This is a genomic window from Acidovorax sp. KPB24-03 (assembly GCF_057546605.1).
Genome location: NZ_BAAJYR010000011.1, coordinates 18,411 through 33,559, shown reverse-complemented (window position 1 = coordinate 33,559; position 15,149 = coordinate 18,411). Strand labels below are relative to the sequence as shown.

At 60.8% G+C, this 15,149-nt stretch carries 16 protein-coding genes and 1 pseudogene; 11 read left to right on the top strand and 6 right to left on the bottom strand.

Annotated elements, in window-relative coordinates:
• Nucleotides 1-125: 125 nt before the first annotated feature.
• A pseudogene (locus AC27KI_RS03550) lies at nucleotides 126-251 on the top strand (IS3 family transposase); the annotation flags it as partial.
• A gap of 56 nt (nucleotides 252-307) precedes the next feature.
• Here AC27KI_RS03550 and AC27KI_RS03545 read toward each other — a convergent pair.
• Entirely contained in the window at nucleotides 308-598 is a 291-nt protein-coding gene (locus AC27KI_RS03545) for a hypothetical protein (protein WP_487112602.1), read from the bottom strand.
• A 57-nt stretch (nucleotides 599-655) separates the two neighbouring features.
• On the bottom strand, nucleotides 656-1,465 hold the full coding sequence (locus tag AC27KI_RS03540; protein WP_487112600.1) for a nucleotidyl transferase AbiEii/AbiGii toxin family protein: 810 nt from the start codon (nucleotides 1,463-1,465) through the stop codon (nucleotides 656-658).
• Between the two features lie 844 nt (nucleotides 1,466-2,309).
• Here AC27KI_RS03540 and AC27KI_RS03535 point away from each other — a divergent pair.
• A complete protein-coding gene (locus tag AC27KI_RS03535; RefSeq protein WP_487112598.1) occupies nucleotides 2,310-3,302 on the top strand; it encodes a hypothetical protein in 993 nt (330 codons plus the stop codon).
• 70 nt (nucleotides 3,303-3,372) lie between these two features.
• Nucleotides 3,373-3,624 (top strand): hypothetical protein, encoded by a 252-nt coding sequence (locus AC27KI_RS03530; protein ID WP_487112596.1) that lies wholly within the window; start codon nucleotides 3,373-3,375, stop codon nucleotides 3,622-3,624.
• Nucleotides 3,625-3,705: 81 nt separating this feature from the next.
• Here the strand turns inward: AC27KI_RS03530 and AC27KI_RS03525 are convergent, their stop codons facing one another.
• From AC27KI_RS03525 to AC27KI_RS03510, 4 genes are all read right to left on the bottom strand, one after another.
• Complete coding sequence (locus AC27KI_RS03525; RefSeq protein ID WP_487112594.1) at nucleotides 3,706-4,104, bottom strand: GSU2403 family nucleotidyltransferase fold protein; 399 nt, start codon at nucleotides 4,102-4,104, stop codon at nucleotides 3,706-3,708.
• A gap of 109 nt (nucleotides 4,105-4,213) precedes the next feature.
• Nucleotides 4,214-4,990 carry a hypothetical protein gene (locus AC27KI_RS03520; RefSeq protein WP_487112592.1) on the bottom strand — a complete coding sequence of 259 codons (777 nt, stop codon included), beginning with the start codon at nucleotides 4,988-4,990 and terminating at the stop codon, nucleotides 4,214-4,216.
• Between the two features lie 39 nt (nucleotides 4,991-5,029).
• Nucleotides 5,030-5,245, bottom strand: a complete 216-nt coding sequence (locus AC27KI_RS03515) for a hypothetical protein (RefSeq protein WP_487112590.1) — start codon at nucleotides 5,243-5,245, stop codon at nucleotides 5,030-5,032.
• Nucleotides 5,246-5,778: 533 nt separating this feature from the next.
• On the bottom strand, nucleotides 5,779-6,261 hold the full coding sequence (locus tag AC27KI_RS03510; protein ID WP_284430784.1) for an Hcp family type VI secretion system effector: 483 nt from the start codon (nucleotides 6,259-6,261) through the stop codon (nucleotides 5,779-5,781).
• Nucleotides 6,262-6,889: 628 nt separating this feature from the next.
• Between AC27KI_RS03510 and AC27KI_RS03505 the strand changes: the two genes are divergently transcribed.
• The 8 genes from AC27KI_RS03505 (at nucleotide 6,890) to tssK (ending at nucleotide 15,141) form a co-directional block, all read left to right on the top strand.
• Nucleotides 6,890-7,771, top strand: coding sequence for a serine/threonine protein kinase (locus AC27KI_RS03505; RefSeq protein WP_487112588.1), 882 nt, complete (start codon nucleotides 6,890-6,892; stop codon nucleotides 7,769-7,771).
• Between the two features lie 407 nt (nucleotides 7,772-8,178).
• Nucleotides 8,179-8,856: a hypothetical protein gene (locus AC27KI_RS03500; RefSeq protein ID WP_487112586.1), complete on the top strand. Its 678-nt coding sequence runs from the start codon at nucleotides 8,179-8,181 to the stop codon at nucleotides 8,854-8,856.
• Entirely contained in the window at nucleotides 8,853-9,671 is an 819-nt protein-coding gene (locus AC27KI_RS03495) for a PEGA domain-containing protein (RefSeq protein ID WP_487088474.1), read from the top strand. Before AC27KI_RS03500 ends, AC27KI_RS03495 begins: the two co-directional genes overlap by 4 nt.
• Before the next feature lies 1 nt (nucleotide 9,672).
• A complete protein-coding gene (locus tag AC27KI_RS03490) occupies nucleotides 9,673-10,155 on the top strand; it encodes a TssQ family T6SS-associated lipoprotein (RefSeq protein ID WP_284430787.1) in 483 nt (160 codons plus the stop codon).
• Nucleotides 10,156-10,182: 27 nt separating this feature from the next.
• A complete protein-coding gene (gene tagH, locus AC27KI_RS03485; RefSeq protein WP_487112584.1) occupies nucleotides 10,183-12,417 on the top strand; it encodes a type VI secretion system-associated FHA domain protein TagH in 2,235 nt (744 codons plus the stop codon).
• Nucleotides 12,414-13,202 carry a PP2C family protein-serine/threonine phosphatase gene (locus AC27KI_RS03480; protein WP_487088470.1) on the top strand — a complete coding sequence of 263 codons (789 nt, stop codon included), beginning with the start codon at nucleotides 12,414-12,416 and terminating at the stop codon, nucleotides 13,200-13,202. The genes tagH and AC27KI_RS03480 overlap by 4 nt, the downstream gene beginning before the upstream one ends.
• 29 nt (nucleotides 13,203-13,231) lie before the next feature.
• Nucleotides 13,232-13,801, top strand: coding sequence for a type VI secretion system lipoprotein TssJ (gene tssJ / locus AC27KI_RS03475; RefSeq protein ID WP_317358671.1), 570 nt, complete (start codon nucleotides 13,232-13,234; stop codon nucleotides 13,799-13,801).
• Nucleotides 13,802-13,806: 5 nt separating this feature from the next.
• Nucleotides 13,807-15,141 (top strand): type VI secretion system baseplate subunit TssK, encoded by a 1,335-nt coding sequence (gene tssK, locus AC27KI_RS03470; protein ID WP_284430791.1) that lies wholly within the window; start codon nucleotides 13,807-13,809, stop codon nucleotides 15,139-15,141.
• The last annotated feature ends 8 nt before the right edge of the window (nucleotides 15,142-15,149 follow it).

Sequence of the window (15,149 nt, the reverse complement as noted above, 5' to 3'; positions counted from 1 at the left end):
ACCGGAATCGGCACGTGCAAGCCCATGCAAGAAAGCGCCTGGTGAGATAGCCCTCTGATTCCCCGGCCCCGTCCTGTCGCTTGTCTGTGGAGATAGGAACAGGACTATGCACATGACTAGGCATGCATGAACCAGGCATGAGCGTGTCGCTGATGGCCCGCCAGGAAGGTGTCTCGGCGGGGCTGCCGTTCCAGGGACGCAAGCTCGAGCGTCAGGGAACTCTGACCGCCGTGTCAGCGGGTGAAGGCATGTCTTGCGGCTGGGTACATAGCCACAGGGTGTCAATGTAGATCAATGGAGCGGCTCCTCAGGCGGCACACAGTGCATCGGCCAGCGCTTGCAACTGCGCAGCGTACACAGCGCCCGTACGGGCGGCACACTGGAGCGTCACGTGCAGGCCGCCGTACTGAATTTCGATGCGGATCTCGGCCTGGGGTTCGGGAGCGATTGCCACGAGCGCGGGGCGCGGCAACTCAACAAGGACGAACGCCAGGCCAGGCACGCAGCCACCGGCCGCAGCAGTTGCGTCGCCCATACGCTTGAGGCTGCCGCCCGCGAGCCACGTGTGCACTGCGTTGGTGTTCAGGCCATGCGCCATGGCCAGGCAGAGACCGATGCGCCGGGCTTCCACAAGAGAACGTTGTCGATCTTGTGCTCACACAGCGGTCTGGTTCACCTTGGCTTCGAGTCCGGCGCATGCCTCTAGCAGTTCGTCGAAGGATAGGGCACTGCCTACCATTACTTCATCGGCGAGCATGCCCGCATAGTCCTTGGCGAGCGCGGCCCTGGCCTCGCCTTCAGGAACGATCCTCAGGTGCCCCGTTGTGGCCGCCGCGTAGTCGATGACCTGACCGTCCGTGTTCTTTTCGATGAAGAAAAAGGATTTGTGGCGGGCGACAACGCCTGCCACTGCACGATCGGCCATTACGGCCGCGAAATGCGGACTTCGTGCGATCGCGGCCAGATCGTGCCAGTGCCTTGCATAGCGATCCCCGCGGATGCGGCCCTGCGCGCAGAACACGTGCGTGGCCGTGGCTTTCTCCCAGAAGGTGCGTGCGATGCTCATGACCACCGGCGCGACAGTCGGGAAAGACACATCGGGCAGGTGCGCGGCGATGTCACAGTCCACTTGAAAGACCTGATGCGGCTCTCCAGTCGCGCAGCCACCGAATTCCAGCGTGACGGCAAGAGCCACATAGCCAGTGCCTTGGGCCAGGGCAAGGTAGTGCAAGAACAGCTTGTCCTTTTCCGGCCCACCGAGTTCGAGCCGCGCGTCCAGGCGCTCCCGGTTCAGAGCTTCTTGGACCAATGGCTGCACGTGCTGCGCGATCCATTCGGGAAGGCGACTGCGCACGGTCTGCGTCCATTTACCGGCCTGGCTGCGACTGGCAGGCAGATCGCTGCTGTCACCGATCAGGTCTGGAATCAGCTTGCGGGTGTCATAGGTCAGGTCGGCTTGGCCCATCATCTTCTACGCTCAGATAACACCATTCATTGTCCTGTCGCGTCTGGATCAGAATCCAGCCAGGCACCGCGTACTTCCGGACGTTTTCCAGTAGCGCGAGCATTGCTTGGCGAATACGCACGGGATCGCACTGTACTCGCCCCGCACGCAAATCTAGGACTGGATGCTGGCCCGCTGTATGTAGGGCGTGCCGGCAAAAGTCGACCACCGATTCGAACTCCGCGGACAGGTCGGTTACCTGCATCTGGAGGTGCAGATGGCCGCTCTCGGCTAGGTTGACCGCGCGCAGTCCTCGATCACCGCACTCGCGGTGGAAGAAGCGGACTTCGTCGTCGCTGGGGGGCCGCGGCAGCAGCGTGTCCAGCGCAGCCAGGACCCAAGCCGGGCCCCGCACAGCGCCATCCGCCGGGGAGGGCGCTGCAAGCGCAAGGATCAGAAGGCGCGTGATGTGCGCAACGCCAGCGAAGGTTGGGCACCGGATGTGCCGGGGGCGTGTCGACGGTGGCGGTGCAGACGCGATGTCTGCGGCGGCGTGGCCAGTATGGTGGGGGACGGGCGGCTGCCGTAAGACCAAAACCGGCTGCGGGCGCGCAGGCCACCCCGAAATGCGCGTAGGAGGAGGCCGGTCGCGCAGCGCGCTGGCTCAGGCGCCAGCGCTGAAATGAGTGGCCTTCGCTCTGTTACTGGTACTGCCGCTGTGCTACATTGGTAGCCGGTCCTCGCCAGTCCCTTGCCAGCAACGCTAGCGCGCCCCCTGTCGAAAAGTTCGGCCCCCAGCATCTTGAACGCGTCCGCTCGATCTCTGTCGAGTGGTTGGGGCTACGCATCGTTTCCAGGAGGGCCCATGGCCAAATCAAGCACTTTCACCATCACGGCGCTGTCCAGGCGCCACGCCGTCTTCCGCCGACGGTTCGACGCGCCGGCGTTCCAGCGCACTTTCATGCGTCCGCCCGAACAGGCGGGCTGTGCGCCCGTGACTCACGTCTTCAACGCACTGCTGCCCAGAAGCGCCTACGAGTTGGAGGTCATGTCCATGGCCGAGGAGTTTAAGCGGGCCTCGCAGATCGTCATGGAGCAGCACCTGCGCCTGCCCGAGAGTGCGACCTCGCCGGCCCGCACCATCGGCGAGCTCAAGCAGCAGGCCAGCCTGGCCTTCGCCGACATCGGCTCCTTGAGCAAGCGCTACCACGCGTACGCCAGGGCCCACTTCGGGTGTCCCTACACCGACCTCGTGGCGGACCTGAAGGCGGGCCTAGTGCGTCGCTTCGTCGCTGCGTTCGACCAGGTGCTGTCGATCCACCCTGCTCATAGTGCTCGCACGTCGCTGGAGCGGCAGGCGTTCCCAGCGCTCGATTCTTGGGCCAACGAAAGCACAGTGGCCGAGATGGTGGCGATCGCCAACGAGGGGCATGTCTATGCCCATTGGATCGCCGCGCTCTTGCTGACCTCGGAGAAGCCGCTTACGGAGGCCGCGGTCGAGCACCTGCTCGCCGCGCACGAAGGCCGCTTCCCGCACGCGTTGGCAACGCTGGCAGAGCTGATGCTCGTGGAGCGCTACTTCGCCCAGGCGCTTGAGACGGCGCTGCTGGCGCTGGATGCGGGTGCCGACTGGGCCGATGACCTCATCGACCGCATCACCCAGTTCACTACCGGCATGGTCGTCATCGACCAGGGGCCAGTGCGTCCGCTTATGTACGCGCTCGTGCACGAGGTCATCGCTCCCGATTTCCACGCGCTCGCGATGAAACACCGCCCGCAGTGGCGCATTCCCACACCCGAGGAGCGTGACCGGGAGATGTTGGCGATGCTGCAACGGCGGAGCTGTGGTCATGTCTGATCCGCTGCGCATATTCTTGTGGGGCGCCCCGGCAGTGCCTCTGAGCGGGCCCCATCCTGAAGCGGATGACTTGGACACCGACGAAGAATCCCAGGCCGCCTGTCTCGACTGTGGTGTGGTGACAGGCCTCGCCGATTTTCAATTGGTGGATGACGTCTTCGAAGAGGCAGCGCCGCGGTGCCCGGCCTGCCAACAGGCGGTGCGCCTGCGCTGTGCGCGGTGCGAGTTCTGCAACGAGCCGGCCGAGTTCGAGGTCGAACTCGGATTTCTCTGCAGCGAGCACCACGACCACTACGTGGACGGCTACCGCGCGCGCGAATGAAGTCCTGGTCCAGCGGTGAGGGCGCTTCGCCGGTGGGCTTTGTCTTCAGGGGACGGGGCGCGACGGTGGCGCCGAGGACTGCTACCGCTTGGACAGCAGCTTTCCCAGCGAGAGCAGTTCCTCCACGGCCAGCGCCTGGCGCTGGTCGCGGTGCCGCTTGAGCGGATCTCTGGTGGGCAGGCTGCTCATCCAGTGCTTGAACTCGACGAAGGTCTTGGGATCAATCGTGCGCAGCACCGACGTGCGGCCGTTCAGCCCCACGATGACTTGCTCGAAATGGGGCGAGCTCAGGAATTCCTGCGCGCGTTCGGCCTGCACCGGGAAGATGTCGCCTTCGCCTTCGCGTTTGCTGATGCACATGGCCGGCGAAAACGCTTGCGTCTCCTTGCGGCGCAGGAAGTCGACGGTGAACGCGGTCGCATTCATTGCCGAATCCTTCTGTTCTTCCATGCGTTCGAAGGTGAAGGTTGCCGCACGCACGCATAGTAAGGACCGGCGCTATCCAGAGATCGCCGAAGTGCCCGACGCTTCGATCTGAGCGGCCTCACCTAAGACCCAAAACCCGCCAGTGATGGCGGGTTTCTTGTTTTCAGCGCCTGCCGACAATATCGAGCCCCAGAGCATCTTGAGTGCGCTTGATCCCGACTAACGCTTCAGCCTTAGGCTTAGTCCTAGCAAGAACGCGCTTGGTAGCGTCAGGAGTCAACCAACTTGGGCCTGCGTGAAACCGGATTTGCTCCGCTTCCAGCAACAAGGCCGCCCGCTCCGCAGGCGTCGCCTCGGGCCCGTAGATCACTTCAGCCGCCATGTCTACAAGTTGTTCGAACGGGCTTGAGTGACCGCCCACCGAGTAGATATCGTCTTGGGAGACTGCGTCGATCTCCAGTACAACCTCGCTTTGACTACCCCAGTAACGACCCGCTCCATCCGAAAAGCCTGTAATCGCTGATTTGTTTCGCTCCATCGCGTCGCAGAACGCTTGGTCCTTGTATAGCTCCCGCAGATTGACGATGACTGGACTTTGGAACGGGGGCGCGATGCACAAGATGACACCCTGATACCCCTGGCCTTCTGGCGGCACGCCATTCTTAAACTGCTTGGCGACCTCAATGTCGAAAGTCCACGAAGAGACCTTTTCAGGGAGGCGATCTTCCCCGATGAGGTCCCAAACGCCACCCTTCTTCAAAGCAATCTGCCTAAAGCAAACCAAAGCGCCAGTACGGTAGCGATCCGGGAGGTAAGAGCATGCGTCCTTCAACACCTGACCACGGCGCAGATTCTGTTTCGCGTCGCCGCCACGTTGCCAATCACTAACTGCCTGAAGCAGAGACAGGTTAAATGGAGTTGCACCATTGTTCTGCGTCATAGGAAATTCATCCCATTGGTATCCAGCCCAGATGGCTTTTCATTGGGCCGAGATCCGGCCAGGCTCAACACTCTGCGATGATAAAAACGCGGGCATGTTGTGGGGCTGAAAATAGAAAATGTGGGAGACCATCTGTGCCCACATCTTGGCATTGACCGGTGGAATCCCTTTGAGCGAGATCTTGAAGACGCGGCCGCCCAGCGCCGACTTTTGTGGCGTTTCAAAGGGTTTGCGAGTTGCGTGGGCCTTGCTCATGGAAGGCTCTCCTGAGAGCGTTTTCTGAGACGCCATGAGCATGGCAATATCGGAGGACTGCCCAACCTGTCGGGAGACGGCTGGTTCGAATCGGTGGGGGCGGGTAAGATTGAAGATGATTGACAATGAAGTCGAGAAAGTCGCTTCCTCGCAAATCGCTCCATTTCCCGCGCCAGCAAAAAGATGTGCGCTTCTGACGGTAAAAGCGACGGTAAGGCCCCATGTCGATCCCAGCCATTCCCTTTAACCATGCGGGTTTGGACGGCCTGTTGATGATGGAGTGGGAATGAACTGGCGTCTCCTCGATGGCAGATGGAGCGGATGTCCCATTGCCGGGGGCATCTGAACCGCTGGCGTTTGGTTCCGATTTGCGGCTTTGACTTTTATTCAGGGAACAATTTATACCGGTCGGCCGCGGATGGATATAGCCCGCGATAAGGTGGGTCCGACTCCAAATAATGGATCGTCGAAGAAAAAATTAAGCCATAAAAAAAGCCACACGAATGTGGCTTTTTTGTTGGCCAAGAAGCGTATTAGGCTTCCTTGTTTTCCTTGATGTTGAAGCCCATTTGGCTTTCCGCACCCTTGCCGCCTTGGTTGGTTTGTTCCCAGTACTGGGTCTTGACCTTGGCTGCCTGGAAGGCATAGTTCACCAGGACAGAGTCGCTGCCGTCGGTGCCGCTGACGGTCACGCTGGTCACCATCACGTCGGTCAGGGTGATCTTACCGAATTCGATTTGCGTGCCACCGGCCTTGCAAAGAGAGATTTCCACTTGGCCCAAGTGCTTGCCGGTGGAGCAGTGCTTGAGCACGGCCGGATAGCACTTGTCGATGGCGGCCACGATGTTCAGGTCATGGAAGGTGACCTTGCCGGCGCCGGCACCACCGCCGCTGGCCATGGAGTTCGGCTGGGTGGCACCCCAGGTGAACGAGTTGATGTCAGTCCAGCCCTTGTGGTTGGAGTCTTGCGACTCACCGCTGGCGCCTTCGACCTTCATGAACATATCGACTGACATTATTGCTTCTCCTGTAGTTGCGATGTTTGGTACGCAAAGTCAATGAAAAGTCTGCGGGCCCTTCAACAGACGGGACGCGCTGACCTGAAGAAACAGTCACTGTGTAGAAAGGCAGCAAGAGGAAAAATAAATGCCTGTGCGGCGATCTCCCTCTGGACCGCGATTGCGATGCCGATCCGTGATCTGTTTATCTGCCGGCGATCATAAGAGTGCCGCATGTCATTTCGGTGATGCAAGTTCGGACTAATTGGCGCCCCAAAGAAACAGAAGAAACAATTTGTTTTGCAGTTTGAATTGGCTTCCATAGGTAACGGGTTTACCGCATGTGAAGGTAGACTCGCCACTTCCAAAAAAAATGGCGTGATGGCAAGGGGTCTTGTTTGGATGCTGCGATCTGAGGGGTCTACAGCGTCCCGGGCCTGTCGCTGTTCTATGATGCTGCGGCAGCACGCCAGGGCTAGACCCGGGTCGTGCGTGCAGGAACCCCGTCCACAATCCCACTTGGCCTGTTTGGCGGCAAGTGCCCCTGCTTTTCATCTCTGCCTTGGGGCTCGGTGCGCAGGGCACTCAGAGTTGACTTGATTCGTTCTTCAACTTCCACGACATAGATGCGCAAAAGCGTGAAAACATGCACAAGGAAATAAGTGGTTCGGCGAACTGCCTGGCTCCCGGTGTCCAGGTTGGTGAATACCGACTGAGCGATGTCATTGGAGAGGGCGGCTTTGGCATCGTCTACCGGGCCAGAGACTTGAGTCTTGATCGCATCGTGGCGATCAAGGAGTACATGCCATCGACGTTGGCGGGCCGAAAGGAGTCCAATCAGATCCACGTCCGCTCCCAGCACCGTGGCGCTTTCGACGCAGGTTTGCGCAGTTTCATCAACGAAGCGCGTCTGTTGGCGAAGTTCTCGCATCCTGCGCTGGTGCATGTCTATCGCTTCTTTGAGGCAAACGGTACTGCATACATGGTCATGCAGTATTACGAAGGTCAGACTTTCCGGACGTTTTTGAATCAGCAGCCGAAGGCCATGGACGAACAATGGCTGTCGACCATCATCGCTCCCATCCTCGATGTGCTGGAGATGCTGCACGCTGCGGACTGCTACCACCGGGACATCGCGCCGGACAACATCTTCCTGCAATCTTCCGGCATGCCGGTGCTGCTGGATTTCGGCGCAGCGCGGCGAATCATCGGGGACATGACCCAGGCCCTGACCATGGTCTTGAAGCCGGGCTTTGCACCCATTGAACAGTACGTCGATGACGGCGCCATGCCCCAAGGCGCCTGGACGGACATCTACCAGTTGGGCGCGTTGCTTTATCTCTCGATCACCGGTCGTCCGCCTGCGACGTCGGTGGCTCGGATGATCAACGATCCAGTGTCCACCCTCGTGCCTGAAAATTGTCCGGGGTTCAGTGCCAGATTCCTCAGTGGCGTGCATCACGCTTTGGCGATCAAACCCCAGGACGCCCGCAATCCATCGGCGATCTGCGGCACCTCCTGGGGTTGAAGACGGTCACCTTGTCATGGCCCAGTTCCGGTTTGATGGGTCTCAGTGTGGCCGAAGAAAGTGATCCTTCAATGGATGAGCCCGTGCACGTCCCATCGGCGGTTGCGGCTCCAGCGGCATTTACTGCACCGCAGCTTCCTGCAGAGGCCGTTGCGCCAATCGCTCCTCACCCCGATGCGCGGCATGGCGCCGTGCCCAGCGAGGCTTATGCCCCCGTTGTGTCTGGCTTGGACACCGCACACCAGCAACGCCCATCCACTGACGTTCGGCCCTCCAAGGCTGCCAGTGCGCCGGTGCATGCGCCGCCATCGCCCTCTGCAGAGTCATCTGCGAAAGCGCAGTCCCGGAAAACCAAACCTGCGGCCAACCAACAAGGTGCCGCACATGCCCCGCCAACCAAGCGCCCCGTGTGGCTGATCCCTGCATTGGGCTTCGCTGCATTGATTGTTGCGGCAGGTGGCGCATGGTGGATCACCAGTGGTGATGACGCTGCGAAGACAGCGGCCGTGGCCCAAGATGCCCAGGAATCGGACCAATGGATGCTGGCGGCCCGCATCAATACGCCCGATTCATTGCGGACTTATTTGAGTCTTTTCCCCAATGGTGTGCACCGTGTTGAAGCCGAAGAACGAATTGCTGCGCTGACGTCGGCCATGGCGCCGGCCTCGGTTCCCGTAACGCAGCAGGCCCCGGCTTCGGCTCCTGTGATGGCGGCATCGGCACCCACGGTGGTGGCGGATGTTGCACCCGCGAAGCTGCCTCCCGCATCCGTGCCGACGCCGGCGGCTTCGGTTCCTGCAGCGCCGAGTGCTCTGCCCACGTCTGAGGAGGCCGTGCGGGTACCTGCGCAGGTAACCCGCACGGCAGATGCCGAAAACAAAGGCAAGATTATTTTGCGCGTCATGCCATGGGGGAACGTATCGGTCGACAGGGTGCCGGCAGGAACGACTCCGCCATTGACCCAGTTGACCTTGTCCGAGGGGCTTCACCGCATCGATATCTCCAACCCGGTTGCGCCTACCGTGACACAGATGGTGTTGGTGAAAAAGGGCGAGTCGGTCGTTTTAACGCACAAGTTCGAATGATGCATTTCAGGCCATTCATTGCGCTTGGACGCGTTGCTTGTCTGGTGGCGCTGAGTCACGCGCCGTTGCTTCACGCCGCTGCAGATTGCGACGAAAAACCCGCACCCGGCAGGTCTGAGACGGCCCCGGTCAACACCGGCCGGCAATATCTGGGTCAAGGCATTGCGTTGTTTGACGCCAAAGATTTTCAGACCGCCGAGCGCGCGTTTCAATCGGCCTTGTTCGCCGGCCTGCCGGATGGACAGGAGCGCGCATCAGCGCATAAGTATTTGGCATTCATCTATTGCACGAACGGAGAGGGAAAGCGCTGCGAATCGGAATTCGACGCGGCTTTCGCTGTACGTCCCTCGTTCAAGATCGATGGTTATGAACTCAACAACACGCCCTGGCGCAGCGCTTACTTCCGTTCGCAGGCACGATGGGCCACCCGCTGCGGTAAACCGGTGCTGGATGCCTCTGTAGACCCTGGGAAAACCCCGGGTGCTGCCCGTGCGGCGGAGGCGGTCACTGCAGCTGCGGTTCCCGCATCCCGGGTGACTGCCGCTCAGACATCGAATTCCGTGCCGGTCAGCGCGCTGTTCAAGACTGCAGAGAAAGACGCTGCATTCAATGTCCGCATTCGGCTGTCGCCCTGGGGGCACGTGCAAGTCGATGGCAAGGCGATGGGGGTGAGTCCTCCATTGACCCAGTTGAAGTTGCCGGCTGGCTCCCATTCGCTGGAGTTGTCTAATCCAGGCTTTGAAACCGTTAAGAAAGTGATCACGGTCATCGATGGTGAGACGTTCACCATCGAACATGATTTTGATGCGAGGTAGCATGAAATACAGATTTCCTTTGATCGTTGGCCAGTGCATGCTCGGCCTGTTGCTGACTGCCTGCCAGACGCCCCCTCAGGCCACGGCAACGCCGGGAGCGGATGCCGCAAGTCAGCAGCCGGCCGTGCCTGAACCTGCCAAGCAGGATCCTGTGGCTGCCAAGGAGCAAGCGCTGGCGCGTGCCTTGGATGTGTATGCAGATGGTCGTTACGACGATGCGATTGCTGCGTTGACCCCTTTGATCGGCGCTGCTGAACTTCCGCTGGCCTCTCAGGTAAAAGTGCTCAAGTTCATCGCCTTCAGCCACTGTGCGATGGGCCGGCTCAGGCAATGTCGCCAGCATTTCGATCTGGCGCTCGAACAGGATCCCACCTTTCAGCTGACCGAGGCGGAAAAGGGGCACCCCGTTTGGGGCCGGGAGTTCAATGCGGCGCGCGCTGCGGCAGCCCGTGCAAAGCAGCGCAGCAATCGAAAAGCCCCTTAAGCAAAGCGGATCAGTCAGGCACCGTCCATGGATAAAGTCGAACTCAGAGTCGCTCAACAGGCCGATCTTGCAGTAGATCGGACTTGGTCTGCAGTTTTCGGCGTTGCCGGAGGCACCATCGGCCGAGGAGGGCAGAACAAGTTGGTGCTGCCCGACTCCGATGCCAGTGTGGCCCGCGTGCATGCGATGGTCCGCATGGAGTCCGAGGCGGCTTTCATCGCCAACCTTTGCGAACGCCGCTCCATCACCGTAGCCGGACAGGAGGTACGCTCTGGTGAAGAGGTGCCGCTGGCGATCGGTGATGAAGTGGTCATCGGCCCTTATCGCTTGTACGCGTTGCTGCCGGGGCAGGCCTTGCCTGCTCCAGTGGCACCTGCCGTTAAAGCAGATGTTGCGCCGGTCGCTCCTCTGGAGGTCGCACCCGCTGCCGCTCCGCAAACGCCGGCAAGCGACCTCCTGGAGGAGTTGCAAGCCCCGGCTGATGCGGGCGACACCAATCCTTTTGCCATCCTGGGCCTGGTTTCAGACCCCATCGAGGCATCCTCCGACGCGGAACCGCCGACCGTGCCTGCGTTCATGGCGATGCCTCACGAAGAGGTGGCCGCTGCCGGGGTGCCTCCTGGTGTGCCGGCCGAGCCTCTGGTCTCCGATTCGTCCTGGGACACCCGTTTGCAAGTGCCTGTGCTGCCGGCAGACCTATCTCCAACTGCAGGTGTTGCCACTGCGCCGCTGCCTTCCGGATGGGACGATACCCCAATGCCTCGGAACGCGCCGGCAGCTGCGCATCGGGCACTGGTCATCCCGGACGATTTCGATCTGTTTGCACAGGACCCGAAGAAGCAGGCGCAAAAGGGCGACCCCTGGGCCGGTGGCTTGCAGACGAAGAGTCTGACGGACGTCGCCAATCTTCGTCATGACGAGTTGCTGAAAGCGTTGCCGGTTTCCGGACGCTTCGAGCATCAGATGGACAATCCTGCCCATGCAGGCCTGCCCAAGGCGCTGGATCCCCGCAACGAGTTGGACCCGTTGCGTTTGTTTCAGCAGGACCGCGAATCGCCAGCCCTTCAAGACACTTCACTTGCAGTGCCTGGATGCGATCTATCGCAGGCTTTCAGCATGCCGAAGAGTACGGCTGCTGGAAGCGGTACGGACGAGCGTCTCCCTGTGGGGGCGCTGGGCATCGAGGCCATCAGCGTCGATGCGGCGGTGTCTTCCACGAAGGCCAAGGTCGTGCCCCCCGATCTGGCGATACCGTTACCGAACGAGCCTGTGATAGCGCCTTTGCCAGGCCTTCGTAAGGTGGAGGGGCTGAACCTGGACAGTTTCGGAAGTGGATTGCCTGCAGCGGATTCCGATTGGCTGCCTCCCATTGAGCCGGTGTCTCCGGTCCTGGAAAAAAGTGCAGTCCCGCCGGCGTTCCTGGAGGATCGGACAGTGCAACACCGGGACGAAATCATGTCCTTTGCGGCACCTTTGGAGCCGCTTCCACCGTCCAATTTGTCTGCACCTGCACCTGCACCTGCACCTGCACCTGCACCTGCACCTGCACCTGCACCTGCACCTGCACCTGCACTCTCGCCTTCGCCTTCGCCTTCGCCTTCGCCTTCTTCCGACTTTCCTGCACCGGCTACTTTGCCAGGCCTGGCGGGCATGCCTCCCGCGGAGTTGAGCGCGTTGGTCACCGCTTTTCTGGACGGCGCCGGGGTGCTGCCCAAAAAGCTGGAACCCACGCTCACGCCGGAATTCATGCGATCTTTTGGCGAGGCGTTCCGTGTCGCGGTGCAGGGAACCATTGACTTGCTGGCAGCCCGCTCCGAGATCAAGCGGGAGTTCCGCGCGGGCGTCACGGTGATCGCCTCCGGTGCCAACAACCCCTTGAAGTTCTTGCCCACACCGGATGGCGTCATCATGCAGATGATCGGACAGAATTTTCCGGGGTTCATGCAGCCAGTTCCGGCCATGAAGGACGCCTACCAGGACCTGTGTGTGCACCAGTTGGCATTGATGGCCGGTATTCGGGCGGCCTATGCCGAGGCGCTGGCACGCTTTGACCCGGTCGAGCTGGAAAAGCAGGCCGCTTCCATTGGCGGGATGCTTGGAAAGGTTTCCTCCATCGGCCGCAAGGCGGCTTTGTGGGACGAATACAAGAAAAACTTCGATGCCATCCGTCGGGACGCGGAGGACGATCTCACTGCCTTCTCTGGCCAGGCCTTTCTGGAAGCCTATGAGAACGCGGAAGCCGCTGCAAAGGCCAAGTTGTGATTGCACATGTTGTTGGCGATCAGTACCGGTTCCGTCTCACCGCAGCGTCGCTCTCGGACAGGGGCTCGCGCGCGACCAACGACGATTTCCTGGGAATGGTGGATGTAGGAGGCCGCGGGTTTTGTTGCGCATTGGCTGATGGGGCTGGTGGCCACGGTCACGGCGGATTGGCTGCGCGGCTGACGGTCAACGCGGTCCTTGATGGGTTTCGCCACAACCCGCTGTTCGCCCCCGCAGGCCTGGCCTCGTTGATTTCGATGGCCGAGCATACGGTCGCGGTGGAGCAACCGTTGTCGGTTTCCCGCAGGCACATGAGTGCCACGGTGGTCCTGCTGTGCCTGGACTTGGCCAAGGGTCGGGCGCTCTGGGCGCATTGGGGCGATTCACGGCTGTATTGGTTCAGGGACCAGCGAGTGCATCGCATGACGGAAGACCACAGCGTAGTGCAGCAACTGCTGCATGCGGGGGTCTATCGCAACGAGGACCCCCGGGACCTTCCCAATCGAAGCGTTCTTGCGGGCGCTGTCGGGGCCGAATCGCAGATTCCTCCCACCGTGCTTTCCAAAGCCGTCGATCTGGTGGCGGGAGATGCCTTCCTGCTGTGTTCGGATGGACTTTGGGAAGGCATTCATGAAGACGATATGGAAGAGGCACTGCGGCTCAGCCAGAACCCGGAAGATTGGCTGGAGCACATGGAGACCACGCTGCGCGCGCAGGGGAAGCCGCACCAGGACAACTTCAGCGCATTCGCCATTTGGGTGTCACCCAGTGAAGACGGGCTGTGAAACCAGTTCTACCAACAAAGGAATCGACGATGCTTGATCGGGTTTATGGATTGCGCCGTGCTTTGCTCGGAGGGGCCGTGGGTGTTGGCGTATTGGGTCTCGCTGGGTGCGGAGTCATCAGTTCGATGAACCGTCCTCAGGAAGCCCCTACGGCCGTTCCTCCAGCCGTGTTCGAAGTGGTTGCCGACGCCAAGCTCAATCCCGATGTGCATGGCGCTCCCAAGCCCATCTTGCTTCGAATGTACGAATTGCGTGCCACCGCTGCGTTCGACAAAGCCAGTTTTCTGGACCTTCAAGAAAAAGACGAAGCGCAGTTGGCAAGCGACTTCGTGCGCCGTGAAGAGTTTCTGGTGGTCCCAGGGGAGCGGCGCGTCTTTGAGCGAAAAGGAAGTGCCGAGGTCCGTGCCTTTGCATTCTTCGCGGGCTATCGTGACCTGGAGAAAAGCACTTGGCGCGCCACTGCGCCGGCACCCAATTCGGTGGAGATGCGCCGGCGCTGGTGGGGTCTGGGTGAGACTGAACGCCTGAAGCCCGTGCGCTATCTGGTCACCGTCTCCCAAGATGCCGTCAAAGTTCAAATCCAAGAAAAAACGCAGTAACTATCATGGTCTGGCAGCGCAAGGTCGTATGGGCGGAGGGCATGTTCTTGCGCCCTCAGCATTTTCAGCAGCAAGATCGATTCACCGATTTTCTGGTGCAGGCACGTACGCTGCCCACGCAGTTCTTCTTCTGGGGGTTTTCGAGCCTCGTCCTGGACACGGAGCTTCTCGCGTTGGGCAAGATCGGCTTGATCTCTGCCGAAGGGGTGTTGCCGGACGGTACGCCTTTCAGCTTTCCCCACCACGACGAGCCCCCGCCTGCGTTGAGCATCGGCAAAGACGTCAAAGACACGGTCATTCATCTGGCTTTGCCGATGCGCAGGCGCATGGCTGCTGAAGTGTCTCTGGGATCCGAGCCGAGCGCACTCGTGCGCTACGCTGCAGAAGTGATCGAAGTGGCGGATTCCAACGACGTTGGAGCGCAGGCTGCCGAGGTGCAGGTCGGGCAGATCAAGCTCGCGCTGCGTGCATCGCACGACATTGCCGATGGCTGGGTCAGTCTGCCATTGGTGCAGGTGGTGGAGCGCCGCGCAGATGGCTCGCTGCTGTTGGATCCCACCTTCATACCCACGGTCGTCACCAATGCCGATATGTCCAACCTTGCGGTGTTCTGCCGTGAGCTGTTTGGCCTGCTGCGCCAGCGTGGCGCTGCGTTGGAGGAGCGCTTGACCCAGCCGGGGCGCGGCGGCGTGGGGGAGGTCGGCGACTTCCTGATGCTCCAGTTCCTGAACCGCTGGGAGCCGGCGGTGGAGCACTGGGTTCGGATCCGCGCCATCCATCCTGAGCGGCTGTTCGATGACCTGCTCAAAATGGCGGGCGAACTGGCCACCTTCACGCGCGACCAGCGGCGTCCTGCGCCCATGCCTGCCTATGACCATGACGATTTGCGAAGCTCTTTCCTGCCATTGATGCTGGAGCTGCGGCGTGGCTTGTCTTCAGTGCTGGAACAAAACGCCATCCAGATCGAACTGCAGGAACGCCAGTATGGCGTGCATGTCGCACTGATCCCGAGCACCGAACTCCTGACCAGTTGCGACTTCGTGCTGGCGGTCCATTCGCAGGCGACGGTGGAGTTTCTGCGGGCGCACTTTCCGACCCAGATCAAACTGGGCCCGGTGGAGCGCATTCGGGACTTGGTCAATCTGCATTTGCCTGGCGTCACTCTGCGGTCCCTGCCGGTCGCTCCCCGCGAAATTCCTTACCACGCCGGCTACTCGTATTTCGAGTTGGATACAGCGCACGACCTGTGGCGCCAACTTCAAAACTCCGGCGGCCTGGCCTTGCACGTCTCCGGCGAGTTTCCTGAACTGCAGCTTGAGATGTGGGCCATTCGCCGTTAAGAACCGAT

Excerpts from the sequence above, each read along its gene's own strand:
- AC27KI_RS03545 (WP_487112602.1), bottom strand. The coding sequence starts at position 598 with ATGGCGCATGGCCTGAACACCAACGCAGTGCACACGTGGCTCGCGGGC.
- AC27KI_RS03540 (WP_487112600.1), bottom strand. The coding sequence starts at position 1,465 with ATGGGCCAAGCCGACCTGACCTATGACACCCGCAAGCTGATTCCAGAC.
- AC27KI_RS03535 (WP_487112598.1), top strand. The coding sequence starts at position 2,310 with ATGGCCAAATCAAGCACTTTCACCATCACGGCGCTGTCCAGGCGCCAC.
- AC27KI_RS03520 (WP_487112592.1), bottom strand. The coding sequence starts at position 4,990 with ATGACGCAGAACAATGGTGCAACTCCATTTAACCTGTCTCTGCTTCAG.
- AC27KI_RS03515 (WP_487112590.1), bottom strand. The coding sequence starts at position 5,245 with ATGAGCAAGGCCCACGCAACTCGCAAACCCTTTGAAACGCCACAAAAG.
- AC27KI_RS03510 (WP_284430784.1), bottom strand. The coding sequence starts at position 6,261 with ATGTCAGTCGATATGTTCATGAAGGTCGAAGGCGCCAGCGGTGAGTCG.
- AC27KI_RS03505 (WP_487112588.1), top strand. The coding sequence starts at position 6,890 with ATGCACAAGGAAATAAGTGGTTCGGCGAACTGCCTGGCTCCCGGTGTC.
- AC27KI_RS03495 (WP_487088474.1), top strand. The coding sequence starts at position 8,853 with ATGATGCATTTCAGGCCATTCATTGCGCTTGGACGCGTTGCTTGTCTG.
- AC27KI_RS03490 (WP_284430787.1), top strand. The coding sequence starts at position 9,673 with ATGAAATACAGATTTCCTTTGATCGTTGGCCAGTGCATGCTCGGCCTG.
- tagH (WP_487112584.1), top strand. The coding sequence starts at position 10,183 with ATGGATAAAGTCGAACTCAGAGTCGCTCAACAGGCCGATCTTGCAGTA.
- tssJ (WP_317358671.1), top strand. The coding sequence starts at position 13,232 with ATGCTTGATCGGGTTTATGGATTGCGCCGTGCTTTGCTCGGAGGGGCC.
- tssK (WP_284430791.1), top strand. The coding sequence starts at position 13,807 with ATGGTCTGGCAGCGCAAGGTCGTATGGGCGGAGGGCATGTTCTTGCGC.